Source organism: Salinispora sp. CH2A1_6, assembly GCF_056820975.1.
Map to the genome: position 1 here is coordinate 630,058 of NZ_JBXEDG010000001.1, position 26,002 is coordinate 656,059.

Annotated in this window: 24 protein-coding genes and 2 pseudogenes; 6 read left to right on the forward strand and 20 right to left on the reverse strand. The window is 70.4% G+C overall.

Annotated elements, in window-relative coordinates; all coding sequences use genetic code 11:
- Nucleotides 1–110: 110 nt before the first annotated feature.
- Nucleotides 111–260 (reverse strand): annotated as a pseudogene (locus tag AC1UKG_RS02970) (IS5/IS1182 family transposase); the annotation flags it as partial.
- 163 nt (nt 261–423) lie between these two features.
- Here AC1UKG_RS02970 and AC1UKG_RS02975 point away from each other — a divergent pair.
- Complete coding sequence (locus AC1UKG_RS02975; RefSeq protein ID WP_018814276.1) at nt 424–1,047, forward strand: DsbA family oxidoreductase; 624 nt, start codon at nt 424–426, stop codon at nt 1,045–1,047.
- A gap of 12 nt (nt 1,048–1,059) precedes the next feature.
- Here AC1UKG_RS02975 and AC1UKG_RS02980 read toward each other — a convergent pair whose 3' ends face one another.
- From AC1UKG_RS02980 to AC1UKG_RS03045, 14 genes are all read right to left on the reverse strand, one after another.
- On the reverse strand, nt 1,060–1,932 hold the full coding sequence (locus AC1UKG_RS02980) for an SCO6745 family protein (protein ID WP_018814277.1): 873 nt from the start codon (nt 1,930–1,932) through the stop codon (nt 1,060–1,062).
- 82 nt (nt 1,933–2,014) lie between these two features.
- Nucleotides 2,015–2,224, reverse strand: a complete 210-nt coding sequence (locus tag AC1UKG_RS02985) for an acyl-CoA carboxylase subunit epsilon (RefSeq protein WP_482641869.1) — start codon at nt 2,222–2,224, stop codon at nt 2,015–2,017.
- 14 nt (nt 2,225–2,238) lie between these two features.
- Nucleotides 2,239–3,855, reverse strand: a complete 1,617-nt coding sequence (locus AC1UKG_RS02990) for an acyl-CoA carboxylase subunit beta (protein WP_018814278.1) — start codon at nt 3,853–3,855, stop codon at nt 2,239–2,241.
- A 28-nt stretch (nt 3,856–3,883) separates the two neighbouring features.
- The gene (locus AC1UKG_RS02995) at nt 3,884–5,314 is read right to left on the reverse strand and encodes an MFS transporter (protein WP_018814279.1); all 1,431 of its coding nucleotides are present in this window, start codon (nt 5,312–5,314) and stop codon (nt 3,884–3,886) included.
- A gap of 71 nt (nt 5,315–5,385) precedes the next feature.
- Entirely contained in the window at nt 5,386–6,147 is a 762-nt protein-coding gene (locus AC1UKG_RS03000; RefSeq protein WP_026271431.1) for an SDR family oxidoreductase, read from the reverse strand.
- Between the two features lie 73 nt (nt 6,148–6,220).
- Nucleotides 6,221–7,654: an FAD-dependent monooxygenase gene (locus AC1UKG_RS03005; RefSeq protein ID WP_033669284.1), complete on the reverse strand. Its 1,434-nt coding sequence runs from the start codon at nt 7,652–7,654 to the stop codon at nt 6,221–6,223.
- 38 nt (nt 7,655–7,692) lie between these two features.
- Nucleotides 7,693–8,637: an aromatase/cyclase gene (locus AC1UKG_RS03010; RefSeq protein ID WP_018745677.1), complete on the reverse strand. Its 945-nt coding sequence runs from the start codon at nt 8,635–8,637 to the stop codon at nt 7,693–7,695.
- A 32-nt stretch (nt 8,638–8,669) separates the two neighbouring features.
- A complete protein-coding gene (fabG, locus tag AC1UKG_RS03015) occupies nt 8,670–9,452 on the reverse strand; it encodes a 3-oxoacyl-ACP reductase FabG (protein WP_018745678.1) in 783 nt (260 codons plus the stop codon).
- A 25-nt stretch (nt 9,453–9,477) separates the two neighbouring features.
- The gene (locus AC1UKG_RS03020) at nt 9,478–9,744 is read right to left on the reverse strand and encodes an acyl carrier protein (RefSeq protein ID WP_018745679.1); all 267 of its coding nucleotides are present in this window, start codon (nt 9,742–9,744) and stop codon (nt 9,478–9,480) included.
- Nucleotides 9,745–9,785: 41 nt separating this feature from the next.
- Nucleotides 9,786–11,003 carry a ketosynthase chain-length factor gene (locus AC1UKG_RS03025; protein ID WP_018745680.1) on the reverse strand — a complete coding sequence of 406 codons (1,218 nt, stop codon included), beginning with the start codon at nt 11,001–11,003 and terminating at the stop codon, nt 9,786–9,788.
- On the reverse strand, nt 11,000–12,271 hold the full coding sequence (locus tag AC1UKG_RS03030; protein ID WP_482641868.1) for a beta-ketoacyl-[acyl-carrier-protein] synthase family protein: 1,272 nt from the start codon (nt 12,269–12,271) through the stop codon (nt 11,000–11,002). Before AC1UKG_RS03030 ends, AC1UKG_RS03025 begins: the two co-directional genes overlap by 4 nt.
- Entirely contained in the window at nt 12,268–12,591 is a 324-nt protein-coding gene (locus tag AC1UKG_RS03035) for a TcmI family type II polyketide cyclase (protein WP_018745682.1), read from the reverse strand. The genes AC1UKG_RS03030 and AC1UKG_RS03035 overlap by 4 nt, the downstream gene beginning before the upstream one ends.
- 70 nt (nt 12,592–12,661) lie before the next feature.
- Nucleotides 12,662–14,146, reverse strand: coding sequence for an FAD-dependent monooxygenase (locus AC1UKG_RS03040; RefSeq protein WP_482641867.1), 1,485 nt, complete (start codon nt 14,144–14,146; stop codon nt 12,662–12,664).
- 347 nt (nt 14,147–14,493) lie between these two features.
- The gene (locus AC1UKG_RS03045) at nt 14,494–15,189 is read right to left on the reverse strand and encodes a response regulator transcription factor (RefSeq protein WP_482641866.1); all 696 of its coding nucleotides are present in this window, start codon (nt 15,187–15,189) and stop codon (nt 14,494–14,496) included.
- Nucleotides 15,190–15,702: 513 nt separating this feature from the next.
- Between AC1UKG_RS03045 and AC1UKG_RS03050 the strand changes: the two genes are divergently transcribed.
- Nucleotides 15,703–16,590, forward strand: a complete 888-nt coding sequence (locus AC1UKG_RS03050) for a ScbA/BarX family gamma-butyrolactone biosynthesis protein (RefSeq protein WP_018745685.1) — start codon at nt 15,703–15,705, stop codon at nt 16,588–16,590.
- Between the two features lie 5 nt (nt 16,591–16,595).
- Here AC1UKG_RS03050 and AC1UKG_RS03055 read toward each other — a convergent pair whose 3' ends face one another.
- A complete protein-coding gene (locus tag AC1UKG_RS03055) occupies nt 16,596–17,240 on the reverse strand; it encodes a ScbR family autoregulator-binding transcription factor (protein WP_018745686.1) in 645 nt (214 codons plus the stop codon).
- Nucleotides 17,241–17,337: 97 nt separating this feature from the next.
- On the opposite strand from AC1UKG_RS03055, the gene AC1UKG_RS03060 reads away from it, so the two are divergent.
- Complete coding sequence (locus tag AC1UKG_RS03060; protein ID WP_018745687.1) at nt 17,338–18,288, forward strand: NAD-dependent epimerase/dehydratase family protein; 951 nt, start codon at nt 17,338–17,340, stop codon at nt 18,286–18,288.
- Between the two features lie 4 nt (nt 18,289–18,292).
- Nucleotides 18,293–18,925 carry an NAD(P)-dependent oxidoreductase gene (locus AC1UKG_RS03065; protein WP_482641865.1) on the forward strand — a complete coding sequence of 211 codons (633 nt, stop codon included), beginning with the start codon at nt 18,293–18,295 and terminating at the stop codon, nt 18,923–18,925.
- Between the two features lie 202 nt (nt 18,926–19,127).
- Here the strand turns inward: AC1UKG_RS03065 and AC1UKG_RS03070 are convergent.
- Both AC1UKG_RS03070 and AC1UKG_RS03075 read right to left on the reverse strand, forming a co-directional pair.
- Nucleotides 19,128–19,860: pseudogene (locus tag AC1UKG_RS03070) on the reverse strand (IS701 family transposase); the annotation flags it as partial.
- A gap of 446 nt (nt 19,861–20,306) precedes the next feature.
- Nucleotides 20,307–22,100 (reverse strand): acetyl/propionyl/methylcrotonyl-CoA carboxylase subunit alpha, encoded by a 1,794-nt coding sequence (locus AC1UKG_RS03075; protein WP_482641864.1) that lies wholly within the window; start codon nt 22,098–22,100, stop codon nt 20,307–20,309.
- Between the two features lie 334 nt (nt 22,101–22,434).
- Between AC1UKG_RS03075 and AC1UKG_RS03080 the strand changes: the two genes are divergently transcribed.
- Nucleotides 22,435–23,340 (forward strand): hypothetical protein, encoded by a 906-nt coding sequence (locus AC1UKG_RS03080; protein ID WP_482641863.1) that lies wholly within the window; start codon nt 22,435–22,437, stop codon nt 23,338–23,340.
- A gap of 56 nt (nt 23,341–23,396) precedes the next feature.
- Here the strand turns inward: AC1UKG_RS03080 and AC1UKG_RS03085 are convergent, their stop codons facing one another.
- Together AC1UKG_RS03085 and AC1UKG_RS03090 are read right to left on the reverse strand one after the other, a co-directional pair.
- Complete coding sequence (locus tag AC1UKG_RS03085) at nt 23,397–23,960, reverse strand: NAD(P)H-dependent oxidoreductase (RefSeq protein ID WP_018745691.1); 564 nt, start codon at nt 23,958–23,960, stop codon at nt 23,397–23,399.
- A gap of 44 nt (nt 23,961–24,004) precedes the next feature.
- On the reverse strand, nt 24,005–25,459 hold the full coding sequence (locus tag AC1UKG_RS03090) for a DHA2 family efflux MFS transporter permease subunit (protein ID WP_018745692.1): 1,455 nt from the start codon (nt 25,457–25,459) through the stop codon (nt 24,005–24,007).
- 81 nt (nt 25,460–25,540) lie between these two features.
- On the opposite strand from AC1UKG_RS03090, the gene AC1UKG_RS03095 reads away from it, so the two are divergent.
- Nucleotides 25,541–26,002 (forward strand): MarR family transcriptional regulator, encoded by a 462-nt coding sequence (locus AC1UKG_RS03095; RefSeq protein ID WP_018745693.1) that lies wholly within the window; start codon nt 25,541–25,543, stop codon nt 26,000–26,002.

The window sequence follows — 26,002 nt, forward strand, 5'->3', positions numbered from 1 at the left end:
ACAGGTGCCGCAGTGCTGGCATCTGGTTCACCGGGGCCAACGCCGTTGACGTGGTGATCGAGCTACGGCCGCTGGCAGTTCTCGATCTTCCCGGACGTGCCGGAGTGCTTGCGCAGATGGGCCAGAGCCAGCAGCGCCTGCCGGCCTGGTTCGAGGCGCCACCACCGGGATCGGCGCTGCTTGCGATAGGAGCGGATGTGTTCGGCGAGGTGGTTCAGGATGCGGCTGGACAACGGAATCGTGGCGGGGTAGGACAACATGGCGAGGCTCCCGGTCGGGGCTTCGGTCCTGGTCGACAGCTGTCTTACCTGGAGCCTCGCACCATCGAACACCGGGCCTACCGCACCCGCCCTGAGCTGCAAGATCAGTTTGAAAAAGGCTCAGTACTTGACTTCAACCAATTTGCAAGGGGACGCTGGCGTCATGGACAAAGTCGTGGAACCCACCGTCGAAGTAAGCATAGTAATTGACGTCATCTGCTCCGGTTCCTATATCGGGTTCACCCGATTCCGGCGGGTGGCAGACCGATTCCGCGCCGGCGGCGGGAAGTTGCAGATATCGTTTCTCCCGTTCCAGCTCGACCCCGACGCGCCGCCATACGGCGAACCGCTGCTGGAGGTCCTGGTCCGCAAGTTCGGGCCGGACGTGGTGACGCACAACGCGCAGGCCGAGGCCGACGCGGCCCAGGAGGGGCTCCGCCTGAACTACGAGCAGGCGGTGGCCGCCAACTCGTTCGAGGCGCACCGGCTGATCGCCGCCGCCGCCGAGCAGGGGCGGGCAGAGGAGATGACCGAGCGCCTCTTTCGCGCCCACTTCACGGACGGACTGGACATCGGGGACCAGGCGATCCTGAGCGCCCTCGCCGGAGAGATCGGGGTGACGCCAGGGGGCGTCTCCGGCGAGGAGATTCGCAGCCGGTTGGCCCGGGTCCGCGCCCTGGGGGTCACCGCCATCCCCGTCTTCTTCTTCGACAACGAGCACCGCCTGGCCGGTGTCCCGCCGGAGGAGACCCTGGCGGCGACGCTACGCAGGACCGCCGCCGTGTGACCGACCGCCCGGTCACCGCTTGTCGAAGATGTGCCGAAGCGGTGGCGGGAAGACCCCGGCGGTGACAGCCGCCGCGACGAGCGGGGCGGCCAGCTCGGTCAGCTGGCGTACGCCCCGCTCGCCCAAGTGCCGGTACGGCGTCGCGTCCAGCCGGTCGGTCTCGGCCTCGACGTTCCGGCGCAGCCGCCGACCGGCCTCGGTGAGCCGGCCGGCGGGGTCCAGCAGCCCCCGCGCCCGTAGCCGCTCCTCGGCGCCGGTCCAGTCCTCGGCCGACCAGCCTCGCTTCTCCATCACGATCGCCCTGGGCATGCCGTCCTCGGTGGCCGAGTGCGAGACCAGCGCCTCGATGCCGTCCAATCCCGCCGCGACCAGCGCCACCAGGTGGCTGTCGCCCCGGTGCTCACGGAGCAGGGTGGCCGCGTGCCAGAGCGCCAGGTGCGGCTCGGTCGGCGCGGGCAGGTCGGCGTGCGCGGCATACAGGGGACGTCCGGGTCGGACACCGGCGTACGCCGCCTCCAGCGCCAGTCGCGCCGCTTTCACCAGTGTGGACGATCCGAGCGCGGCGTCGTCGAGGACGTCCCGGAGGGTCTGGTCGGCCGCCCGCAGCCGCGCCTCCACCACGGTCGCGGGGGTGGCCACCGCCCAGGTGGCGGGAAGGTGCCGAGCGATCAGCCGGTGCGCGAAACTGTAGAACATGCCGGTGACGGCACCGGGCCCGACCGGCCCGAGCGGCGCTGCCCGGCGGAGCAGGTAGGCCGCCATCGGATCCTCGACGCCGTGTTCGGTCAGTTCCTTTTCCAGGTACGGCGTGAAGTATGCTGTCGAGTGCAGGGAATTCAGCACGTCATGGCAGCGGCGGTAAGCCGAAAGATCGATACTCACCATGCGAAGGTCCCACCTCTCCTTAACAGCTTCGTCAACTCGCTGACTGATGATTCGCAATTCTTCGTCAATTTCGGCACGCGTCTCACCAGAGTCCGCCGCTCCGCCAGCTCCGCGGCACGCGAAAGGTCTGCCCGCTCTGCACCCTCGGCCGGACGGTACGGCCGCCCGCCGGCGTTTCCCGGCCGGGCACCGCTGGCCGGCACGCGGCCAGCAGCACCACGGTGAGCGCGGCTAGTTCCTCGGCGTCCACCGGGCCGCGTGCCACGGTGAACCGGAGTTCACTGTCGTCCATGGTTCCGTCCCCGGTCACTGCGGCGGGTTGCCGTGCTTGCGGGCCGGCAGATCGGCGTGCTTGGCTGCGAGCATCGCCAGCGAGCGGGCCAGCACCAGCCGCGTCTGCCGGGGGTCGATGATGTCGTCGACCAGGCCCCGCTCGGCCGCGTAGTAGGGGTGCATCAGCTCGGTGCGATACTCTTTGATCTTCTGCTGCCGCATCTCGACGGGGTCGTCGGCGGCGGCGATGTCCCGTCGGAAGATCACGTTCGCCGCGCCCTCGGCGCCCATCACCGCGATTTCGTTGCTCGGCCAGGCCAGCGCCAGGTCCGCCCCGATCGAGCGGGAGTCCATCACGATGTACGCGCCGCCGTACGCCTTGCGCAGCACCACCGACACCCGGGGCACGGTCGCGTTGCAGTACGCGTAGAGCAGCTTGGCGCCGTGCCGGATGATCCCGCCGTGCTCCTGGGCCACCCCGGGAAGGAATCCCGGCACGTCGACCAGGGTGACCAGTGGGATGTTGAAGGCGTCGCAGAACTGCACGAAGCGGGCGCTCTTCTCGCTGGCGTTGATGTCGAGCACGCCCGCCAGGTTGATCGGCTGGTTCGCCACCACCCCGACCGGATGTCCCTCGATGCGGGCCAGTGCGCAGACGATGTTGCCCGCCCAGCCCGGATGCACCTCGAAGTAGTCGCCGTGGTCGACGATCTCCTCGATGACCTGCCGGATGTCGTAGGGGCGGTTGGGATCGTCAGGAACGATGTCCAGCAGCGCCTCACCCGACCGTTCCACCGGGTCGTCGCCAGGCTCCGCCGGTGGCAGTTCCCGGTTGTTCGAGGGCAGCAGCGACAGCAGGTAGCGCACGTCGGCGAAGCAGGACTCCTCGTCGTCGTACGCGACGTGGGCGGCGCCCGACGTCGTCGAGTGCACGTCCGCCCCGCCGAGACCGTCGTGGGTCACCCGCTCCCCGGTGACCGCGTGTACCACGTCCGGCCCGGTCACGAACATCTGCGCGGTGTCACGCACCATGAAGACGAAGTCGGTCAGGGCCGGGGAGTAGGCGGCGCCGCCCGCGCACGGTCCGAGCATGACGCTGATCTGCGGGATCACCCCGGAGGCGCGGGTGTTGCGCTGGAAGATGCCGCCATAGCCGGCCAGGGCGGTGACGCCCTCCTGGATCCGGGCGCCGGCGCCGTCGTTCAGGCTGACCAGCGGCGCGCCCGCGGTGAGCGCCATGTCCATCAGCTTATGGATCTTCTCGGCGTGCGCCTCACCCAGCGCCCCGCCGAAGACCCGGAAGTCGTGGGCGTACACGAAGACCGTCCGGCCATGCACGGTGCCCCAGCCGGTCACCACCCCGTCGGAGTAGGGGCGGCGCCGCTCCAGGCCGAAGCCCATGGCCCGATGTCGGCGCAGCGGCTCCACCTCCTGGAAGGAGCCCGGGTCGAGCAGCAACTCGATCCGCTCGTGGGCGGTCAGCTTGCCCCGGGCGTGTTGACGCTCGGTCGCGGCGGGGTCGGGACCGAGCCGGGCCTCCGCCTTGCGGGCGGTGAGTTCCTCGAGTCGGTCGGCGGCCACCCGCCCGGACCGGACCGGCGGCGACACGGTGTGGGCGCGGCCGTTGCTGGACTGCTCGACAGCGTGCATGAGTACCTCACTCGTTTCGGTGGGGACGTCAACGGGCGACGGTGACCCCCGGCTCGGGCCGGGCACCGCGGTGGACCGTGGGATCGGCGTCCGGACGGAAGGCGGCGGCCAGCAGGCCGACCAGACCGAGCGCGACGACGACCAGCAGCGCGGGACGCTGAGCACCGGCGACGGTCGCGCCACCGACCGGACCGGCCGGCGCACCAACAGCGAGGACGGCGGCGGTGCCCAGTGCCAGCGCCGCGGCGCCGCCGAGCTGGACCGCAGTTTGATAGAGGGCGCCGGCCACTGGCTGTGCGGCCTGCGGCAGCCCGGACACCGCCCGGACGTGCAGAGCCGCGAAACTGACCGCGAACGCGACGCCGACCAGCGACACCGCCACGGTCAGGTATCCGGGTGCCGCCGACGTCGGCGCCCCCACCAGATAGGTCAGGTGGCCCAGAAGTGCGGCGACGGCCCCGAACAGGATGGGGCGGGCGGTGCCGAACCGGCTGATCAGCCGGCCGGAGATCGGCGCCGCGAGCACCAACAGGGCGCTCGCCGGCAGCAGCACCAGCGCCGTCGACAGCGGTGACCAGTGCCGGGTCAGTTGCAGATCGAGGGTGGCCACCAGCAGCAGCCCCCAGTAGGAACCGTTCAGGGCCGCGGCGCCGAGCGCCGAGCGGGCCAGCGACCCGCGCAGCAGACCGGCCGGCAGCAGCGGATCGGTGTGTCGTCGCTGCGCCAGCGCAAGGAGCAGCGCCGACAGGACGGCGACGGCCAGGGAGCCGACGGCACGCGGGTCGCGCCAGCCGGAACCCGCGAGGCGGACCACGCCGTACAACGCGGCCGACGCGGCGACGGTGAGCAGGATCGCGCCGATCGGGTCGGGCCGCCGGCGGACCGCCGTCCGGTCGGCCGGCACCAGCGGTACGGCGGCGACGAGCAGCGCCAGCGCCACCGGCGCGGCCACGCCGAAGGTCCAGCGCCAACTCACCTCGGTCAGCACGCCGGCCAGCAGCAGTCCCACCGCGAACCCGGCCGCTCCAAAGAACGAGTAGACCGAGAGCGCGCGGTGCCGGGCCGGGCCGGCGGGGAAGCTGGCCGCGATGATCGCCAGCCCGGTGGGAGCGGTGAGAGCGGCGCAGACGCCCTTGACCACCCGGGTGGCGATCAGCGTGGCACCGTCGTCAGCCACCGCCCCCACCAGGGAGGCCACCGCGAACACGGCCAGTGCGCCCAGATAGAGCGGGCGCCGCCCGTACGCCGCCACCAGCCGCGCTCCGGCCAGCAACGCGACGCCGAAGCCGAGGGCGAAGCCGGTCATCACCCAGTGCAGCGCGGCCAGCGGCAAACCGAGGTCACGACCGATCGACGGCATGGCCACCACCGCCACCGCCACCTCCACGGCGTCGAGCAACATGTTGCCGGAGAGCACGAAGAGCAGGCCACCCAGGCGTGGCGGGCGTGGATCAGTCATGGTTCCTCCGGGTACGGCGGGACGGCGGGACAGCGGACGCGGGCGGCGGCCGGCCGCCGCCCGCGTCCCGGTCAGCCGAGCAGCGTTCCGCCACTGGCGTCGATGAAGGCGCCGGTGACCCACCGGGCGTCGTCGGAGGCCAGGAAGGCCACCACGTCGGCTACCTCGGCCGGCTCGGCGATCGCCTTGAACGCGTTGAGCTGCGACATCTGCTCCACCGCCTCGGGGATGTCGAAGATGGGGCTGCCGTTGTTGGTCAGGCCCGGGGCCACCGAGTTGACGGTGATCCGGCGGCTGCCGAGGTGCCGGGCGAAGTGCAGGCTGATCATCTCGATGGCGGCCTTCGTCATCGCGTACCCCACCTCCTGCGGGTTGGCGACCCGGGTCAGGCCGGAGGAGATGTTGACGATGCGTCCGCCGTCGGGCATGAGCGGCAGTGCCCGCTGCACGATGAACAGCGGCGCCTTGGCGTTCACCGCCACCAGCCGGTCGAACGCCTCAGGCGTCAGCTCCTCGGGCGCTACCCCGCCCATCACCCCGGCGTTGTTGATCACGATGTTCAACTCGGTCCGGCCGGTCCGGTCCTTCAGCCCGGCCTGCAGGCCCTCGAAGAGGGTGTCGACATCGCCGGGGACACCCAGTTCCGCGCGTACCGGGAAGGCCCGGCCCCCGCCGGCCTCGATGGCCGCGACGGTCTGCGTGGCAGCCTCCTCGTTGGTGTTGTAGTGCACCGCCACGCAGGCGCCCTCGCGGCCGAGCCGCTCCGCTATGGCCCGGCCGATGCCCCGGCTCGCCCCGGTCACCAGTGCGGTGCGGTTGTCCAGCTTGCCCATGACGTCCTCCTGAGATTGGTTGTTGATGACGACGGAGGCACCGTCCGACGCGTGGACGGGCTCCGGTTGGTACTCAGCGCGCCGGGGCGATCCAGCGGCGCAGCGATGCCGCCGGTGGGCGGGGCCCGGTCCCGGCCTCGGCCACGTAGCCGTCCGGGCGCACGAGCACGTGGCCCAGCCCGTCGAGCATCCGGCTCGTCGGGCTGGCCGGCAGTAGCCGGACCCGCGGGTCCGGGTCGGGACCGGCCCCGCCGGCCAGGTCGAGCAGGACGAACCGTCCGGGGCGCAGGGCCGCCGCCACGGTCCGTGGGCCCCCGTCGAGCCGGACCGCGTCCGAAGGCAGCCGGGCCCCCACCGCCGGGTGCCCCTCGGCGGCGCCGTAGCGCACGTCGAGGCCGCTCACCGCGCCGGCGAGGTGCGCCCGGACCACCGGCAGGTCCAGCAACTCACCCATCACCGCCCGGACCGACTCCACCTCGGTCCCGGCGAACAGCAGCAACGCTTGGGCCGCGATGTTCGTCAGCACCCGGACGCCGACCGCGTGCCGCTCGTCGTGGTAGCTGTCGAGTAGCCCGTTTGGAGCCCACCCGCGCACCTCGGCGGCCAGCTTCCACCCCAGGTTCGCGGCGTCCTGGAGGCCGAGGTTGAGCGCCTGACCACCCACCGGCAGCTGCCGGTGGGCGGCGTCCCCGGCCAGCAGGACCCGACCACGTCGATACCGCGTCACCTGCCGGCAGGTGTCGTCGAAGGCGTTGACCCAGACCGGCCACGCCCCGTCGAGGTTCTCCCCGGTGACCCGCGCCCACGCTGCGCGCACCTCGGCGAAGTCCGGCCCGCCTTCGCGGGCTGCCGGCGCTCGACCGAACTCGTGCAGCATCACCCGGGTCACCCCGCTGGGCAGCCGGGCGGCCACCGCGAGCCCGTCCGGCAACCGCTGGAACCGACGGGCCGGGATGTCCACCCCGTTCAGGTCCGCGCGCAGGATCTCCCGTCGGGCCTCGGTGCCCTTCATGTCGAAGCCGGCCAGGTGCCGCACCGTGCTCTCCTCGCCGTCGCAGCCGACGACGAAACGGGCCCGGAGGTACTCGGCACCGGCCTGGCCCCGAGCCGCCACCGTCACCTCGTCCCCGTCGTCGTCCACGTCGGTGACTTCCCGGCCGGTCAGCACCTCCGCGCCCAGGCTGACGGCCCACTCACGGAGCAGTTCCTCGGTGCGGGCCTGCGGGACCTTCCACTGCCCGGGGTACGGGCCGCCGGTGCCGCCCAGGTCGAGCGGCAGGCCCCCGAAGTGGCCGCGGCGTTCGTTGGGTGCCGTGCCGAGCCGGTCCAACAGCCCTCGCTGGTCGAACAACTCCATGGTGCGGGCGTGCAGCGTGGACGCGCGGGACTCGGTGATCGGGCCGGTACGCCGCTCCAACACCGTCACGTCGACGCCACCGAGCCGCAGTTCCCCGGCCAGCAGCAGACCCACCGGGCCGGCACCGACCACGATCACCTCGGTACGCATCTCCCTGTCCTCTCCCATCGACGCGCCCGTCGCCCCGGTCAGCGCCGGCCCTCGGCGTACTGCCTGGCGTGGCCGAGTGTGGCGCGGCTGTTGGTGCTCAGCGCGGTGCGGACGAAGTCGGCGGCCTCGGGGATCCCGGCGTCGGGGCCGAGGACGCGACGGATGTTCTCCGGCTTCAGCACCACCGTGTGCTGCGAGGTGGCCGCCACTTTGCCGTCGTCCTCCGCCAGCTGCCAGTAGCCGGTGTGCAGAGACATCAGCGCGGGCAGCTCGATCTGCTTATAGACGATCCGGTGGTACGGGAAGCACACCCGTACGGACCGGGTGGTATGGGTGGAGCCGTCCTTGGTCTGGGTGTCCATCTCCAGGATCTGCAGGCCCGGCGTGTCCTCGGTGAGCGTCACCCGGGCCACGTGGGGCAGTCGCTCGGACCACAGCTGCGCCTCGTTGAGGAAGTCGTAGACGTCCTTCGCGGAACCATCGATATGTACCGTATCCTCGAAGGAGATGAAGAGGTCCCCCTGCGTCCCGGTGGTGAGCTCCACGTTGGCCTTGAGCGCAGCCAGTTCCACCCGGCTGTTCCGGTCGACGGCCTGGTCAATCCAGGCCAGCTTCTCGGGATCGTCGTCGACCGCCCGGTAGTCGTGCTGCAATCGGATCCGGCAGCCGCCGTCCGCCGGCTCGATCAGCCAGGTCCCGCCCATCGCGGCGACCGGGGGCGCGGACACCTCCTGGCGGAACTCGACGCGCCGGGCTGCCGGGTCGAGCCGACGCCGGGACGTCCACTGCTTCGCCTTGCCGTTGGCCGTGGCCCAGATTCGGATCCGCTCCTCCGCGCCGGAGTGCTCCAACTGGTCCACGTGGATGGTGGGTGGAAAGATCCGGGGCCAGTGCTCCACGTCGGCGATCAGCCGGTACACCTCCTCGGCTGGTGCGGCAACCAGGATGTCGTGTTCCACTTCGCGCGAGCCGATCTGCGGCACGGTCTTCTCCTTATCGGTTGGTCATGTCGGGATCAGAAGTTGCCGAGCCCGCCACAGACGTTGATCGCCTGCGCCGTGACGGACGCCGCGGTGTCCGAGGCGAGGTAGGCCACCATCCCGGCTACCTCCTCGGGGGTGGAGTAGCGGCCGAGGGGGATCTTGGACTGGAAACGTTCCAGGACGGCGTTCTCCGAGGTATCCCAGGCTGCGGCGTATCCCTGCCGCACCCGCTCGGCCATCGGTGTCTCGACGTAGCCGGGACAGACCGCGTTGACGGTGATGCCGGTGGGCGCCAGCTCGTTGCCGAGGGCCTTGGTGAAGCCGACCACTCCGTGCTTGGAGGCCGAGTAGGGGGCGCCCAGGACGACGCCCTGCTTGCCGGCGGTGGAGGCGATGTTGATGATCCGGCCCCGGGGCCGGTGCCGCATCCCGCCGGTGTTGAGCACCGCCCGGGTGACCAGGAAGACGCTGTTCAGGTTCGTGGCCATGACGTCGAGCCACAACTCGTCGGTGAGGTCGGCGGTCACCCCGCCGCCGCTGCGGCCGGCATTGTTGACCAGCACGTCGACCGGGCCGTACCGGTCCACGGCGGCCTGTACGAACGCCTCCACCTGGTCGGCGGAGCGCACGTCGCAGGTGGTGCCGTCCACGTCGCAGCCCTCCGCCTGGAGCTGCTTCACCGTCTGGTGCACGTTGTCGACGTTCCGGGCGCAGATGTAGACCCGGTGGTCACGCCCGAGGGCTCGGGCCACGGCGAGGCCGATTCCGCTGGTGCCTCCGGTGACCAGGGCCACCCGTCGCTGCTGATCGGACATGTCTCCTCCGAAAGTCGTCAAGGGGTCAGCCGACCCGCTGGGCCAGGGCTTCGTTGACGACCGCGAGCAGGGCGGCGGGGGTGTCGACCTCGCCGACCGTGGCGTCGTCGAGCTTGACGCCGTACTCGCGTTCGATCCGGCTGCCGGTCTCCAGCAGGGCCAGGGAGTCGTAGCCAAGCTCCTCGAAGCGGGTGTCGAGGATGTCGCCGTCGAGGTTGGCGCTGTCGTCGGCGCCGGCGCCCTCGCGGACGATGCGGCGCAGGTCGTCGAGGGTGAACTCGTGCTTGTCCATGTCGTTCCTTCCTGGGTCGGTGCGGCTCGGGGCAGCGCGGGTCATGCTCGGGGCCCCCGGAGGACCAGGGCGGAGTTGAAGCCGCCGTAGCCGCGAGCCAGGACGAGAGCGGTGTCGACCGCGGCGGTGCGGGCCTCGGTCACCAGATCCAGGCGGTACGCGGGGTCGGGGTCCACGTTCGTCGTCGGCGGGATCACCCCGTCGCGGATGCAGAGCAGCGCGGCAACCACGTCGAGCGGAGCCGCGCCGGAGTAGAGCCGGCCGGTCATGGTCTTCGGCGCGGTGACCGGCACCGCGTGGTCACCGAAGACCGCGCTGATCGCATCCGCCTCGATGCGGTCCAGCTCCGGCACGGCGGCGGCGTCGGCGAAGACCACTTCGACCTGCTCCGGTGTCACCCCGGCGTCCGCGAGGGCAAGCTCGACGGCCCGGCGCAGCCCCGGCTCGCGTCCGCTGCCGGGACGCGGGTCGAAGGTCGAGCCGTAGCCGGCGACCTCGCCGTAGATCTGGCCGGCGCCCCGCGCCCGGGCGGCGTCGGCGTCCTCGACCACGAGCAGCGCACCGCCCTCGCCCGGAACGTGGCCGGCGGCGTCGGCGTCGAAGGGCAGGTACGCCCGGCGCGGGTCGTCGCTGTGGCTGAGCCGGTCGCTGGCCAGCTGCGCGACCCAGCCCCACGGGCAGATCGAGGCGTCGACGCCTCCGGAGACGATCAGCGGGGTGCCCTTGCGCACCTGACGGCGGGCCTGGGCCATCGCGTCCAGCCCACCGGCCTGGTCGCTGACCACCACCCCACTGGGGCCACGCATCCCGTTGCGGATGGAGATCTGGCCGGAGTTGACCGCGTAGAACCAGGCGAAGGACTGGTAGGCGCTGACGTACTGGCTGCCCTTGCTCCAGAGGGCCTGGAGCTCTCGCTGACCGAACTCGAAACCGCCGGAGGAGCTGGCTGTGATGACGCCCATGTCGAACTCCGGCAGCTGGCCGGCGCGCACTCCGGCGTCGGCCAGTGCCCAGTCGGCGGCCACCAGCGCCATCCGGGTCATGTGGTCGGTCTGCGGCATCAGCCGGTTCGGCAGGTGCTCGTGGGCCTCGAAGTCGGCCACTTCACCGGCCAGACGGGCCGGATAGCCGCTCGCGTCGAAGCGGGTGATCGGCCCGATGGCGTCCCGGCCGGCGCGGGTGGCCGCCCAGTACGCCTCGGCGCCGAGCCCGGTGGGAGAGGTTACGCCGATGCCGGTGACAACCGTCGTGGCGCTCATGCCGCACCTCCCGCCGCCCGCCGCAGCACCATGGCGCTCTGGAATCCCCCGAACCCGCTGCCCACCGTGAGCACGGTGTCGATCTGCTGCTCGCGTGCCGTCAGCGGAACGTAGTCGAGGTCGCACTCAGGGTCGCGCTCGTGCAGGTTGGCGGTCGGAGGCACCACGCCGTGCTCGATGGCGAGCACCGACGCGGCGATCTCGATGGAGCCGATGGCGCCCAGCGAGTGCCCGACCATCGACTTGATCGAGCTGACCGGGGTGCGGTACGCGTGCCGGCCCAGGGCGTTTTTGAACGCCGCGGTCTCGTGCCGGTCGTTCTGTTTGGTACCCGAGCCGTGGGCGTTGATGTAGTCCACCTCGTCGCCGTTGAGCCGGGACTCTCCCAACGCGATGCGGATCGCCTCGGCCATCTCCCGTCCGTCCGGGCGCAGCCCGGTCATGTGGAAGGCGTTGCAGCGTGAGGCGAAGCCGGAGATCTCGGCGTAGATGTGGGCGTTGCGACGGCGGGCCCCGCCGAGCTCCTCCAGGACGAAGATGGCTGCGCCCTCGCCGAGCACGAACCCGTTGCGGGTCGCGTCGAACGGCCGGGAGGCGCGCTCGGGTTCGTCGTTCAGCGCGGTGGTCGCCTTGATCGCGTCGAAACAACCCATGGTGATCGGTGAGATCGGCGCGTCCGTCGCCCCGGCGACCATGACGTCCGCGCTGCCTTCTCGGATCAGCTCGCAGGCGTGTCCGACCGCGTCCAGCCCGGATGTGCAGCCGGTGGACACCACAGTGGTGGGTCCCTCGGCGTCCATCGTCCACGCCACCTCTGCGGCGAATGAGCTGGGGACCAGATAGTTATACAGGTGCGGCACGGCGAAGCGGTGGTCGACCAGTTCCAGTCGACCGTCGTCGCTGACCACGCGGTACTCCTGCTCGAGTCCCATGGTCGCGCCGACCGCGCTGCCGACGGTCACGCCGACACGGTGCGAGTCGGTCTCGGTGAGTTCGATGCCGCTGTCGTCGACCGCCTCACGGCCGGCGACCACGGCGAGCTGCGCCGCCCGGTCCATCCGCCGGATCTCCTGGGTCCGCAGGCCGTGCGCGATCGGGTCGAAGTCGATCTCGGCCGCGACCTGGGACCGGAACGGCGACGGGTCGAAGAAGGAGATCCGCCTGGTCGCCGTGCGACCGTCGGTGATCAGGTTCCAGAAGTTCTTGGTGCCTACTCCGCCGGGCGCCATCACGCCGACGCCGGTCACCACCACCCGCCGCCCGGTCATGACGCCGTCCAGTGGTAGAAGCGGCTGGCCATGGCGTCGGCGGGCGATCGCCAGGTCTTCGGGTCGTACGCCTCGATGTGCTCCTTGAGGTCGGCGCTAATCCGGGTGAACAGGGGGTGGTCCCGGTGTTCCTGGATGTTGGAGGCGCCGTCGGAATCGAAGTCCTGCAGGTGGAAGTACAGGCCCTGGTAGCTGAACAACTCCCGGCGGCGGGTGCCCATCAGATGCGGCAACTCGGTGCGGTCGAGTCCGGTGAAAAGCTTGGCCACGTTGTCCCGGTGTTCGGGCGCCATTCGAGCCACGATCAGCGTGCTGTACATGTGGTTGTCTCCTTGCCAGGGTGGATCCGAGGATGCTTCGCGTGGGTGCGGGCTGACGGCAGGCCGGTTGCTACGCCGGCCGGGGCGCGCCGAACCAGCGCTTCAGGACGGCACTGGGGTCTCCGCAGCCGGGCATCGCCCAGACGACGTGGCCGTCCGGGCGGACGAGCACCGCCCGCGTGCCGACGAGACCGGACTCGGCGCTGACGTCGTGTGGAAGAGCGCTGACCAGGTCGACCCGGCCGGCCCACCCGGCGGCCATACGGCGCAGGTCGGGGAGGCCATGGCCCGGCTCGCTGAGGTCCAGCAGCACCCCCCGGCCGCTGTGCAGCAGGTCGGTGCTGGTGGTCTTGCCGGTCTCGGTGACCAGCACCTGCTTGGGCATCCGCCGGCCGAGCAGCGGGTGCTCCCCGGGACCCACGTCGTAGCGGATCTCCAGTCCGCTGACCATCGCGGCCAGGTGGCGACTCACCTCCGGGTAGCGGATCAGCTCGGTGAGCACGTCGCGCAGGGGCTGCGCCTCTTCGCCGGTGAGGAAGAGCAGGCCCTGGGCGCGGGTGTTCATCAGCAGGCGGGAACCAACCGGGTGGCGCTCGGTGTGGTAGCTGTCCAGCAGCCCGTCCGGGGCCCAGTCACGTACCGCCGCAGCGAGCTTCCAGCCGAGGTTCACCGAGTCCTGGATGCTGGTGTTCATGCCCTGCCCACCGGCGGGCAGGTGGATGTGGGCCGCGTCCCCGGCGAGCAGAACCGGCCCCCGCCGGTATTCGCTGGCCTGGCGGGAGGCATTGCCGAACGAGGTGCACCAGAGCCCGGTGCCGTGGCTGATGTCCTGCCCGGTCAGCCGGCGCCACCCGTCGGCCACCTCGGCGAACTCGGGCGGCCCGGTCCGCCGCCGCGGCGACCGGTCCTTCTCGCAGACCACAATCCGCATCACGCCGTCGCCGAGTGGTCCGGCCATCACCATGCCGCCGGGCCGCGCCTCGCCGATCATCCGGGTCTTGATGTCCACGCCCTTGACGTCGGCGATGAACATCTCCATCGTGGCGGCCGTGCCGGGGAACTCGAAACCGGCGGCCTTGCGCACGAAACTGCGTCCGCCGTCACATCCGACCAAGAAACGCGTCCGCATCCGTCGCACGCCCTCGGGGGTACGCACGTCGAGCTCGACCCCGTCCTCGGTCGCGGTGAGTCCGGTAACTTCGTGCTGGCGCCGGATGTCCGCGCCGAGTTCGACGGCCCATTCGCCCAGCATCTGCTCGGTGCGGGCCTGGGGAATTCCCTTACCACCGAAGTGGGCGCCCTCCAGGACCGCGAAATCGATGGGCAGGCCACCGAAATGACCTTCGTTGCTGATTTCGACTTCGCCGAGCCGCGGCAGGAGACCACGCTGGTCGAACACCTCCATCGTGCGAGCCGTGAAGCCGAGCCCGCGGGATTCCCCGGTCGGTTTCGCCAATCGTTCGAGCACGATGACCGATACGTCTGCGAGGCGCAGCTCCCCGGCCAGCATCAGACCTGCCGGACCTGCCCCGACGACAATTACCTCGGCATCCATGCGCACTGCACCGCCCTCTGTCGATTGTTCTCCGTCCGACCTTTTCGGCGTCCTGACGACCACTCCGACGAGCGGAAGATCATTTGTTGCCGACATTAACAACGTTAGGCAGGTGCCCGGAGGGCGGCAAGCCGAGGCCTGCAAACAGTATGCGGAGGTTATGAAAGGTAATTGTCAAGAACGCTGTCACAGGCGTGCCGTGAATGACGTCAAAATTGCTGCGCCTGCCTGCGACGGATTCGTGGCACATCTCACGCGGGTCGACGAGGCGCCGTCGGCGGGTGGGGCCGCCGCCGGCGGACCGGCCGGCCCCATCCGCCGATGCGGTCGCCCAGGGCCAAGGGTGCTCAGGAGGCGACTGCGTGCGTCTCGCCGACGCCAAACCGGAAACCGATACCCCGCACGGTGATGATCGAGCCACCCGACCCGATCTTGTGGCGCAGGGTGCCCACGTGGGTGTCGAGCGTCCGACTGGCCCGCGAGGACCGCCGGGCCACGGCGCCGCCGTCCTGCCACACCCGCGCCATCAGCTCCTCGCGGGTGAACACCCGGTCGGGGTTGGAGGCGAGCAGGTGGAGCAGGTCGAACTCCTTGCGGGTGAGGGAGATCGGGCGGCGGCCCACGGTGACCTGCCGTAGGGCCGGGTCGATCTGCAGTGCTCCGTGCCGCAGCGCGCCGTTGTCCCGGGCCGAACCGGCCCGGCGGAACAGCGCCTCGATCCGGGCGGACAACTCACGCAGGCCGTAAGGCTTGCCCATGCAGTCGTCCGCACCGGCTTGGAGGCCGAGCACCCGGTCGGCCTCGCTGGCGCCACTGGTGAAGGTGATCATCGGTGTGTCGCCCGCCGTGCGGATGTGTCGGCACACGTCGAGTCCGTCGAGGTCGGGCAGGTCCAGGTCGAGCAGGATCAGGTCGCTGCCCTCGAAGGAGAGGAGCGCCTCCCTCCCGGTGTGCACCGGGGTGGCGCGATAGCCCAGGCGGCGCGCGCAACCGACCAGCCTTTCCGCCGCGAAACCGTCGTGCTCCACCGCAAGTACGTGCATTCGGATCCCCCGGGTCTTCGAATCGGCATGTCGGCGGCCGGGACCGGCCCACCGGCGCGCCGGAACGGCGTGCCGATGCGCTCCTCGACCGTGCCGGCGGTCGGCGGTCGGTGCGGCACATCGACCGAGGTCACGACGCCTTTGATGCAATGCGCCGCAGGCATCCACCCGGCGGGACCACCGGAAGGACGAGACCGACGACCCCGACAAGTTCCATAAGAAACCGACCAACCCGTTTCGTCAATCCAGTTCGTGAGCTGTTGATCACGGAATGAGATGCCCAGATTAGGCGGCAAGAGAGCTTCGAGGCATTATCTCGCAGGGGACAAAAGCGTATAAGAAGACCATAATGGTCTATGCACCGTATTTAAGCATCGATAGGCTGTGATAAGCGTCACATCTCCTGAACCGTGGTGCTTGGTATCTTTCTGCCCGTCAGTCGACCGACTACGGGGGTTCGGCCATGACCAATTCATCTCCTGACCGGCGTCGCGCGAACATGGCTGCGAGCCGATGAAACTCGCCTATGACCTCACCGTCTCCCGCCAACTGGTGCACCGGGCGGCCGTTGCCGAGGTCCTGCTCACCGACTGGCGGCAGACGGGTCCGGACACGTTCATCCTGGCCGCGCAGTGGCCGCGGGGGCACTCGCTCTACGGCGTCCGAAACGGTTGGTGCGACCCGCTGCTGACCGCCGAGACGATCCGCCAGGCCGGCATCCTGCTGGCGCACGTCGGATACGACGTGCCGCAGAGCCACGCCTTCCTCATGCAGCGGTTGACCTTCGACTGCGTACCGGAGCGGTTGCGCGCGGCGGGCGAACCGTTGGACCTGATCGTCACGGTCGAGGTCGGCGAGAAGCTCCGCCGCGCCTGCACGATAGGCGGGATGCGGATCGACGTCACCCTGCTGCACGGCGACGAGCGGCTCGGCCGGGGCAGCGGGTGGCTGCGCTGCGTCCTGCCGGCGGCGTACGATCGGCTGCGCTGGGGCAGCAGGACCCCAACGGTGGGAACGCCGCCGCCGGTGGCCCCGGCCGACCCCGCCTCGGTGGGGCGCCAACTGCCCGCCGACGTGGTGGTCGGCTCGGCGGACCCGGACGGGGTGCGCCGGCTACGCGTACCCTTGGACCATCCGGTCCTGTTCGACCATCCCCTCGACCACGTGCCCGGCATGCTGGTCCTCGAGGCGATGCGGCAGACCGCCCTGGCCACCATCGGCCGACCCACAGCCCTGATGGTCGCCGCGGACGCGACCTTCCCGGCCTTTCTCGATCTGGACCGGGAGTGCGCCGTGCTGGTGGACTCGGTCACTGCCACCCCGGACCGACAGGTCGTCGACCTCCGCCTGGTGCAGGGCGGAGCCGCTGCCGTCCACGGCAGGGTGACGCTCGCCGGCTGATCGGCTCAGCCGTCGGCGAGCTCCTTGCGGACGGTGGCCACATAGCTCAGGTAGTAGTGCAACCGCTTGCGCACCACCAGGCCGGGCAGGACGATCTGCCAGAGATCCACCATGCGCTCCGGGAGACCGCGCCGCTCGTTGAGAACCTGGGCCACCAGTTGCAGCCCGGTGAAGGAGCTGACAAGGAACTTGCCGATTCGGTCCAACCCGACGTTGGTCCGGACGTCACGCTCGGCGGTGGCCCGCTCGAGCAGGCCGGTGACGATCAGGATCCAGTCGAGGTACGGGTCGGGCAGGGGACGCTCGAAGGTGCCATGCTCCAGGGTGAGGCGGATCCCGCCGCGCACCAGAGGATGCTCGACCAGCTGGGCGGCGAGGCTGAACGACATCCGGATCAGCGCCTCCAGCGCCGGTTCGCCGTTGACGAACGACTGTGCGTGCTCCGTCCAGATGGCGTGCTGTTCCTGCACCACCGCGTGCGCCAAATCTTCCTTGGAGGAGAAGTGGAAGTAGAGGGATCCCTTGGTCACCCCGGCGTGGGCGATGATGTCGGCGAGGCTGGTGGCGCCGTACCCGTAGCGGTCGAAGAGGTCAGCGGCCGCCTTGATGATCGTCGACCTGGTGAGTTCGGCGCGCGCCTGCCTTGCCATGTGTACACTCCTCCGAAATAAACCGGTCGTACGGTATCGTCTCGGACAAGTGCCTTGCTCGCAAGCCTTACCCCGGCGGAAATACCTGTTGGACAGCATGAACAACCGCGTTCTCCTCACCGGTGCCAGCGGATTCATCGGTTCGGCGATACACCACGCCCTCACCCGATCCGGCCCGCAAGACATCCGTCGGCTGGTCCGCGGCACCGACCTGACCCGGCCGGCCGACCCGGCGCGGGTCTTCCACGGCGACCTGACCGACCCCGATTCCCTCCGGGGGGCCTGCGACGACATCGACATGGTCGTGCACGCGGCCTCCTATGTGGGCACCGACTCGCAACGCTGTTGGCAGGTCAACCACCTCGGCACCCGCCACCTGCTCACCGAGGCGGCACGGGCCGGTGTACGGCACGTCCTCTACCTCAGCACGGCGGCCGTGTACGGCACCGGCCCGCACCGCGGCCCGGGCGAGGGAGACCTCGCCCCCGCCCCGGCCTCCCCGGTCAGCGCCAGCCGGGCGGCCGCCGACGAGGAGGTCCGCGCCCACGGGGGAAGCGTGCTACGCCCCTACCTGGTCTACGGCCGGGGCGACCGGTGGGTCGTACCCACGCTCGTGGCACTGCTGAACGCGCTGCCCGGCTGGATCGACGGAGGTCGGCCCCGGCTGTCGATGATCGGCGTGCACGACTTGGCGCGGCTGGTCGTCGCGTTGGTCGCCACGCCGGTCCCGCCCGGGACGGTCCACCACGCCAACCACCCCGACCCGGTCACCGTCCGGGCCGCCGGCGAGGCGCTGGCCCGGTATCTCGGGGTCCGGCTCCCCACCGGCGAGGTGCCGGCGGGGAGCCGCGTCGACCTGCCCGTTCCACCCGGCCTGCGCCGCCGGCACCTCGACCTGATCTCGGTGGATCACTGGTACGCCTCGGACCGGGTGTGGACGGCGACCGGCTGCCGCCCCGGCGCCGCTTTTCCAGACGACCTCGCGCGGGCGTCGGCGTGGTACAGGGAGCTCGCCGCCGGCGCGCCCGCCCCCTCACCCAAGGAGTGACCACATGCGACTGACCGTCTTCGGAGCGACCGGCGGAACCGGCACCCTGCTGGTCGAACAGGCGCTGTCCGATGGTCACTCGGTGACTGCGGTGGTCCGGCGGGGCTGGCCCGGCCCGCAGCACGCACGGCTGCGGGTGGCCGTCGCGGACGTCCTCGACCCAGGATCACTGCCGCCGGCTCTCGACAGGGCGGACGCAGTGCTCTCCGCGCTCGGCTCCGCGCAGGCGCGCCGACCCACCCGGGTATACTCGGCGGGAGCCACCGCCATCCTGGCAGCGATGCGGGAGTTCGGCATCCGCCGGTTCGTGGCCATCACCGCCCTGCCGATCGCTCCCCCCGACCAGCAGGACGCGCTGCACCACCGGCTGGTCAACCCGCTGCTGCACCGGTTCTTCGGCGGCGCATACCAGGACATGCGCCAGATGGAGGCCGTTCTGGCCGCCGGTGACCGTGACTGGACGGTCCTCCGCCCGCCCTACCTGCGCGACGGCCCGGCCACCGGCGTCTGGCGTGCCGCCGTCGACGCCCCCCTGCCCCACGCCTGGACGCTGCGCCGCGCGGACCTGGCCGCCGCCATGTTGGCGGCGACGACCGACGACCGGCTCATCCGCCACTCGGTGAACGTGGCGGCCTAATACTCCAACTTCACTTGGCCTGTCTGCGCTGGTAGTGGGATCGGCGGGCTCGTGCTTGGGTTGATCGTCGCCAGATCGACCAATGGAGAATGCGCTCTGGCGGTAGCGGTTCGGTGAGGACGAAAGCGTTGAGGGCTCGGCGGATTTCGGCGACGGTCAGCCCGATGAGCTGCGGATCAGCATCGGGCTGCTGCGTGGTGTCGGCGAGGATGGTCAGGACGGCCAAGGCGAGCATGGCCAGGGTGATGAATCGGTGCCAGCCGGTCCAGCCGCGGACTTGGTAGTGGTCCAGGCCGACTTGGCCTTTGCCTGTCTGGAACAGTTCTTCGATGCTCCATCGGGATCCGGCGACGGTGACGAGGGTGTGCAACGGCACTGTGCGGGGTGACCAGCACAGATAGGAGGCCAGCTCGCCGGTGCTGCGGTTGCGGCGGATGAGTAGCCACCGGTGCTCACCAGGTTGGGTAGCGGTGGTGATCCAGGCCCACAGGTAGTCGTGGGGGCCTTTCGCCCCCGGCCCGCCCCGCAGGTGACACGTAGGACAGGAACACCCCGACCTGGCTGTTCTCGACACGACCGGCCGTGCCGGTGTACTGCCGCTGCACCCCGACCGAGCACATACCCATCTTCAAGAACCCGGTTTCGTCGCAGACCAGCACGGCGTCAGGGTGCCCGAGCTGATCGATCAGCCAGGCCCGAACGTCATCGCGGACGGCGTCGGCGTCCCATACCGCCGTACGCAGCAGCCGCTGCATCGCCTGCGGATCACCGTGACCCGCCCACTTCGCAAGCGACCAGCAGGTCTTACGTTTCAGACCCGACCGCAGCCCTTCCACGAAATGCCCGGCCGTTCGACGTGGCTTCGCCCGCACGAGCCGGCCCGCGACACGCGTCACCGCCTCGTCCAGGATGACCCGCCACCCGGCGGGGTCCACGCTGTGGCACACGGCCACCGCACGATCTTCGGTTGTCTTCACACACCATCGATGATCAACGTGGTGGCCGTCTCCATGCCCACGCCACGCCCAACGTCGAAGCCAAGTGAGGTCGGAGTGCTAAGGCCGACCGCTGAACGCTGACCGGCCGCCGTCCCCGCCCGGGCCGGGGCGGGGCAGGGACGGCGACCGGTCAGGCGGAGACGACGGCCGGAGCAGGCCTTCCGTGCCATGCGTGGCCAGGATGTCTTCCGTCTCCGTCATCACCAGCCTCCGTGCGGACTGCACTCCGCAATGGGGGCTCGGTGCGGCCGAGACGCGGTGCGTCGGCTGATCGCCCCGCCCCAGGCGTGGACAACTCGAATGTAGGACCAGCCGATCCGAGCGGACAAGGCAAGCCGGGCAGACCTTGCAAAGGTCTGGCGGACTCTTGCCCAGCCGGTGACCTACGCGCCGTCGGACGAGCCGTCCGCGTCCCGGATGGCACAGATACCCTGGCCGACCGCGATCGTCGCGCCCACCTCGGCGGCCAGGTCGTGCACCGTGCCGGACCGGTGGGCGACCACCGGCTGCTCCATCTTCATCGCCTCCAGCACCGCCACCGTCTCGCCCTCGTCGACGCGCTGTCCCTCCCGGACGACCAACTCGATCACCGTGCCCTGCATCGGCGCGACGACCGTCTCGCCACCGGCACGGCCGGCGACACGGTTCTGCCGTGCCCGACGCGGCCCGGGGGGCCGGGTGGCGACACCCACGTCGGCAGCGGTAAGCATGGCCGGCACCGACACCTCCAGCCGTCGGCACCCCACCTCCACCACCACGGTCTGCCGCGGCGCGGCCACCAGCTCCGTCTCGTCCGTCCCTCCGTCGTACGCCGGCAGGCGGTTGTCGAACCCGGTCTCTATCCACCGGGTGTGCACGCCGAACGGCTCGTCCGAGCCGGACAGCTCCGGGGCGAACACCGGGTCCCGCACCACTGCCCGGTGAAACGGCAGCACGGTCGGCAGTCCGGCGACCTCGAACTCGGCGAGGGCGCGTGCCGCCCGGCGCAACGCCTCGGCGCGGTCGGCGCCGGTGACGATCAGCTTGGCCAGCAGCGAGTCCCAGGCGGGCCCGATCGTCGACCCCTGCTCGACGCCGGCGTCGACGCGGACCCCGGGGCCGGACGGCGCGACGAACCGGGTGACGGTTCCGGGTGCCGGCAGGAAGTTCCGCCCCGGGTCCTCCGCGTTGATCCGGAACTCGATCGAGTGACCGCGCACCGGCGGGTCGTCGTAGCCGAGAGCCTCACCGTCGGCGATCCGGAGCATCTCCCGGACCAGGTCGATGCCGGTTACCTCCTCGCTGACCGGGTGCTCCACCTGCAACCTGGTGTTAACCTCCAAAAAGGATAAAGTGCCGTCGGCGCCGATCAGGAATTCGCACGTGCCCGCGCCGACGTAGCCCGCCTCGACGAGGATCCGCTTGGAGGCGCGGCGCAGTTCTTCGTGCTGCGCCGGGGAGAGGAACGGCGCCGGCGCCTCCTCGACCAGTTTCTGGTGGCGTCGTTGCAGCGAGCAGTCCCGGGTGGAGATCACCACCACCGCACCGTGACGGTCGGCCAGGCACTGGGTCTCGACGTGCCGTGGCCGGTCCAGGTAACGCTCCACGAAGCACTCCCCGCGCCCGAACGCGGCCACCGCCTCCCGGACTGCCGACTCGTAGAGTTCGGGGATCTCGGCCATGGCGCGGGCCACCTTGAGCCCCCGGCCGCCACCGCCGAACGCGGCCTTGATAGCGACCGGCAACCCGTGCTGCTCCGCAAACTGCCTCACCTCGGCCGCGGAGCCGACCGGGCCGGGCGTGCCGGGCACCAACGGCGCCTGAGCCCGCTCGGCGAGCTGCCGGGCCGACACCTTGTCGCCGAGGGCCCGGATCGCCGCCGGGGGCGGACCGATCCAGGTCAGACCGGCCGCGAGCACCGCCTCGGCGAACTCCGCGCTCTCGGAGAGGAAGCCGTAGCCCGGGTGAACCGCGTCGGCGTCGGCCGCGGCCGCGGCTCGCAGGATCCGGTCGACGTCGAGGTAGCTGGTCGCCGCGGTCTCTCCGTGCAGTGCGTACGCCTCGTCGGCGAGGCGTACGTGTAGCGCGTCCCGGTCGGGTTCGGCGTAGACGGCGACGGACGCCAGGCCGGCGTCGCGGCAGGCCCGGACCACCCGGACGGCGATCTCACCCCGGTTGGCGATCAGCACCCTACGCACATTGTCCTCCTTCGATGCTCCGACGGGACGGTTCATCCGGTCCCGCGAATTGTGGGCGGGGTATCGGAATGACACTACGGACAGGCCGTCGGCATGACGGCGGAAACGTTCCGGAACAGAACCGGCCGTCCGTCCCGAACTCTGCTCCCATGGTCCGACAGAGACACTCCGGCGCCGAGTTCCCTGACGAAAATCTTGCATGATATTGACGTGCCAATCATTGTTCCGACTTCCCCGTCGGGTGATGCTGGCCCCGGCGGATCTTTCGCCCGATATACGGCGCAGATCCGCCCTGTCGACGTACGCAGGATCTTCCGACGTCAATGGAGTGGCCATGGCAAGAACAGGAATCATCCGTCGGGCGGTCGCGGTGGGTGCAACCGTGCTCGCCCTCATCGCTTCGTCCGGGGGCGCGGCGGCGGACGCCGGGACGCAGGCGCCACCGGCAAACGTGGTGGAGGTCAGCTCCACTGACACGGGCTTCACCGCTCCCGACACCGCGTCGCCCGGGGTCGCCCAGTTCCGAATGGTCACGACCAGCGAGGGGTCGGGCTGGATCGGGCTGGCTCGGCTGAACGACGGGGTCAGCTGGGAGATGTTCCGGGCGAACCTGGCGAAGACGGTCTCGGACACGCCAGCCGATGTGGTCGCCGGCAGCGCCGCGCTGGCCGAGTCGGCCACCCTGCTCGGTGGAGTCGTCATCCATCCTGGTCTGCCGGGGGCGTTCACCCAGCTGCTCCACCCGGGCCGGTACGTGCTCTTCGACTACCGGTTTCTGGCGCCCACCGACGCGCGGTACCGCTTTCTGACCGTCACCGGGAGTCCCGGCTACTCGCCGCTGGACTTCTCCGGCACCCTGGTCGCCACCAGCGTTCCCGGGGTCGGGCCGCGGTTCTCCCTGCTCGGCGAGGTCCGTGCGGGGCAACCGCTACTGCTGCACAACGCCATGCCGGGTCAACTGGTCGAGGCGGTGGCATTCCCGATCGCCGGTGACGTGACCGAGGCACGGCTGGCCGAGTGGTTCGCCTCGTTCCGCGACGGCGACCCGGCCTTCCCACCGAACGCCCCGTTCGACATCGCCCAGGGGCGAGGCATGCTGCCGCTGTCGCCCGGCTGGTCCACCGTGGTCAGCGTGCCGCTGACCCAGGGCCGCTGGGTCGTGGTCAATTGGCTAAAGGACGCGAAGACCGGCACCCGGCTGGTGAAGCAGGGTCACTACTTCGTGGTGGACGTCCGCTGAGCGTCGCCGACAACGGAACGGTGGGGTGCCGTCATCGACGGCACCCCACCGGCCGCTCACTTCTGGCGCAGCGTGGCCAGGGCACCGCCCCAGGCCAACACCTGGTCCAGCATTCGGTGCAGAAGGGGCTCCTGGTGCTCGGCCGGCAGCACCTCGCCGTTTGCGCCGAACTCGGTGAAGTAGTTGAGGGTGATCTGGTCACGGACACCGGCGACGTGCAGCTCTGCCAGCACCAGCCGCAGGTGTTCGACGGCCCGGATCCCGCCGTTGAGGCCGTACCCGACGAACCCGGCAGACTTGTTGTGCCACTCGGAATAGAGGTAGTCGATGGCGTTCTTCAGCACGCCCGTGTAGGAGTGGTTGTACTCCGGCGTGACGAAGACGTACCCGTCGTACTGCGAGATGGTCTCCGCCCAGCGCCTGGTGTGGTCGGACACGTAGTTCTCCGGCCCCATTGCCGCCGGGACCGCCTCGTTGAGGTGCGGCAGGTCGTAGTCGGCCAGGTCGACGATCTCGTAGACGGCGTCTGCGCGCTGCGTGGCCAGTTTGTGGACCCACTGCGCCACCGCTTCGCCCCGTCGTCCCGGTCGAGTGCTGCCGATGATGATGCCGATGCGCATTGGTTGACCTCCTGTTTGGTTGTACGTTCTCAGCAGTGCCCCGGTCACTCCGCCTCCATCCAACGGGCACGTCGTTGCGCCCGGGTGAGCCAGGTGGCGAGAACGAGGGCGACGGCGGCCATCCCGGTCAGCCACCAGAAGGTGGTCCGGAACGCCGCGGCGACCTCGACCTTGGAACGGGCGCCGGCAAGCGCGTCGGCGAGTACCACGACGCAGAGCGCGCTGCCGACGGCGCCGCCGACCCGGGACAGGATGTTCACCTGCGCACTGGCGTCCGGCATCTGGTGGGACCGGACCCGGGCCAGCGCGGCGGAGACCACCGGGGATCCGGCAAGGGCCAGGCCGACGCCCCGGACCACCTGGAGGGCCTCGACGAAGACGAGATTCGGGTCGGATGGCAGGAAGGCCATCGGGATGGTGCTGGCGACGGCGACCACGAGCCCGATCAGGGTGACGATGCCGCCACCGTATATGTCGGTCAGCCGCCCGGCGACCGGGAAGGTGACCGCGGCGCCGAGGCTGAACGCCATCAGCAGCAGACCGGTGTCGATGATGCCCTTGTCCATTCCGAGCTGGAAGTACAGCGGCATCACGATCAGCCCGCTGAAGAGCGCCGCGCTGGAGAAGAAGACGGTGCTGGCCGCGGCGGCGTAGACCGGATCCCTGGTCAGACGCAGGTCCATCAGCGGCTCGTCGGCGCGCAGCGACCGGCGGACGAAGAGCACGAGCGCGACCAGCGCGACCACCAGCGAGACCAGCACGGCTGGCGCGATCAGCCCGCGCCGGTCCATCGCCGCGGTGATGGCGTAGGTGAGCAGCGGCAGCCCCAAGGCGACCTGGAACAGGGCCGGCAGGTCCAGTCGGCCGGCCTGGCCGGCCTCACCACGCGGAACGACCCGCAGGGCCACCAGCAGCCCGATGATCCCGATCGGCACGTTGATCAGAAACATCCAGTGCCAGGAGAAACTGTCGATCAGCAGGGCGCCGATGATCGGGCCGAAGGCCGGGGCCAGGATGGACGGCACGCTGGACACGGCGATCACCCGGCCCATCCGCTCGCTTCCCGCGACCTGGCCGAGGATGGCCATCCCGGCGGGGATAAGCAGCCCGCCGGTCAGCCCCTGGAGCACCCGGGCGGCGATGAGCATCTCGGCATTGCGGGCGAGCGCGCAGAGCGCGGAGGTGAGGGTGAACCCGACCAGCGCCCAGAGCCAGAGCCGACCGGCTCCGATCCGCCGGCTGAGCCAGCCGCAGACGGGCAGGGCGGCGGCGAGGGCGAGCAGGTAGCCACTGTTGATCCACTGTGTCTCGGTCAGCGAGGCGTCAAGGTCCCGACCGATGATCTCGATGCCCACGTTGACGAGCGAGGTGTCCAGGCCGGTCATCACCGAACCGGACGCCAGGACGATCGCGACCCACCACACCGATGCGGGCACCGCCGTGGTGGGGGTCCGTCCCGCACTGGTGTCCGTGCCGGAGCTTGCGCTGCCCACCTTCATCGCCGTCCCCCAAGAGATTGTTGGACAACCAACGATAATCGTCTGGTCGTTGGAAGTCCAACGTTTAGCTACACTGGTTGGGTGACTGAGCGCGAACGGCTCCTGCGACCGGGGGCACCACCGGCTCGGCTCCGGCGGCTGACCTCCTGGCTGCTCCACCACGGGGCGGCCCACGCGAACCGGGTGATCGGGACGCACCTGGACCGCCCCGGCGACCGGATGCGATACAGCATCCTCGCCGCGCTCGACGAGTTCGGCGGTATCAGCCAGGCAGAGTTGTGTCGCCGGCTGGGCATCGACCGGGGCGATGCGGTCACCACCCTGAGCGGGATGGAGGCCGACGGCCTGCTCAGCAGGGAGCCCGACCCGGGGGACCGGCGCCGCAACGTCGTTCACATCACCGACGCCGGAACCGCCCGGATGCGGGAGATGGACACGCTGGTGGACGCCGCCCAGAACGAACTGCTCGACCGCTTCACGGTGGCCGAACGCGCGCAGATCAGCGACCTGCTGCGCCGCCTGGCCGACATTCCGCCGCCCTGA